The sequence below is a fragment of the Companilactobacillus bobalius genome (assembly GCF_009764355.1).
Map to the genome: position 1 here is coordinate 1 of NZ_LNUA01000020.1, position 1,935 is coordinate 1,935.

A 1,935-nucleotide genomic window follows, 5' to 3' on the forward strand; every position below is an offset into this window, starting at 1 on the left:
TAATCACGATGTTTACGTAACTCAAAGTCTAGCGTTAATCCCTGATTGTCAATGGCGCGATACAAATAGCACCATTGACCTTTAACCTTGATGTAAGTCTCATCCACTCGCCAACTTTGAGAAGCTGAATGTTTATGCCGACGCCACAACACCTGAAAGATTGGTCCGTAGTGATGAACCCAGCGCATAATCGTTGTATGATGAACAGTAATTCCACGATCACGTAAAATCTCAACGACATCACGATAACTCAAATTAAATCTGAAGTAGTAGCCAACGGCTACTAAGATGATGTCCTTTTGAAAGTGGCGTCCCTTAAAGTGATTCATGCGCGCAATCCCTCGTTTCTTGGTACCAAGTATACTAAAATCAAGTCAGCGAGGAAAATTTGCACCAGAACCCTTATTAGTTGGTTTGTTGTTCGTCCGCCGATGTGCGTCCTAACGTGCCAACACGTGTGTACGCCGATTTCAGTATATTCAAGCATTAAAATGTGGTGTCGCAGCCAGCTGGAGTGCAAGTTGGGTTGCACGTTCGAGCGAATCGTTTGTTTGTTGTTCCCAGCGGGCCGCGAGTGTGTTGGCCGGGTCGTGCAGACTAGTTAAGATATGTTGGGCGACTTGCAACGCGTGTGGTTGATGTAAACTGGTAGCCATAGTTTGTAGCGCGTCAGCTAGTTGTTCGCCTTCAGTTAGCTGTCGAGTCACTTGCATGGGGGTTTCGATGGCAACTTGTTCGTTGGCGCGCTGACCCGCCTGAATCCAATTATCCGTACTAGCTGGCACTGGTAACCAGAGCATCAGTAAAACGAACCACGTTAAGCAGGTCAGTTGGGACAGATCAACGCCCGCACCGGCCCATGGGTTCAGGTCTAAGTTACGTAATTCCAAGTATTGAATCCCATTCTGACATAGTTGTGAATGACCACCGGCATGACGCAATCGAACCTGACCGTAAAATTCCTTGGTCGCACTTAATTTTCCATTATCAACGGCCGCTTGCAGTGTTTGACAATAGTCATTTAACGACGCGTACGAGACCGTAACACCCGGCCGATTGGTATACCCGCTAGAACTGTTGCGTAAGCTTCGAACGGGCTGGGCTGGTGGCGTAAGACCAGACTGTGGCCAGCAGCGTGGTGAGCAGCCATAAAGATACGTCAGTAGCCAGCGATAGTGCAAATAATTCTGCGCAATGTGCAGGTAACAGCGATTTTGAAAGGTAGTGAAATCACGACTATCTGTCTGGGCCTGATACAATCCCATCATCAGACTAGCCGCTAAGCTCACATTACAGTGAACACCTGACAACATTTGACGTCGTCGGCCATAGCGGTGAGCAAGTCCTTGTCGATAGGCGACAGCGGCCGCATCCAACTTAGCAATTGGAATATCCCGGTCTTCTCGTGGAAGTGTGGGCAGCATGCTTAGCGGCCAAATCAGTTCAGGCAGAAGCCTTTGCCGGACTTGTTGTGTGAGCATCGTTAAGGCGTGCAACGCAGCAACCGCACTTGCTTGCGGTTGGGTGACTAACTCCAACTGTGTCTCCGCAAAGTCCCGTTGCAGGCCGGACAACTCGATGATAAGTGTTGGTGATAATGCCGTATCCGCCAAATGACCGGTCACCGTTACCCGCTGGCCTTCCCGTTCCAGCCCAATCTGAACAATCTGTGCATTGATCAACGCCGTATTTTCCATTAATAATTGTTGCCACTCCATCCACTCACCTCGCTGATTCAATCTAAATTTATCGTAGCATAGTCCCGACCTTGGTTCACTGATTATGACCTATTATTTAGCTGACTTACCATTACGAAATGAGTTTCCGCGCGTCCCTGCTTGATCATCCAAAGGATCAAAAAAACGAGTACCCAGTATTACCGGGTACTCGTTTTTAGGGTAATAATATCGGGTCTAGAATTTTTGGTGTTGGAAA

At 48.1% G+C, this 1,935-nt stretch carries 2 protein-coding genes; both read right to left on the bottom strand.

The annotated features are described in order from the left end of the window. Nucleotides 1-329 (bottom strand): IS6 family transposase (locus tag ATN92_RS19815; RefSeq protein ID WP_158106619.1); only part of this gene is annotated, 329 nt, incomplete at its 3' end. Between the two features lie 150 nt (nt 330-479). Continuing rightward, complete coding sequence (locus ATN92_RS19820) at nt 480-1,718, bottom strand: glutamate--cysteine ligase (protein ID WP_056950611.1); 1,239 nt, start codon at nt 1,716-1,718, stop codon at nt 480-482. Between the last annotated feature and the right edge of the window lie 217 nt (nt 1,719-1,935).

Coding starts and splice junctions, on each gene's coding strand:
- ATN92_RS19820 (WP_056950611.1), bottom strand. CDS start 1,718: ATGGAGTGGCAACAATTATTAATGGAAAATACGGCGTTGATCAATGCA.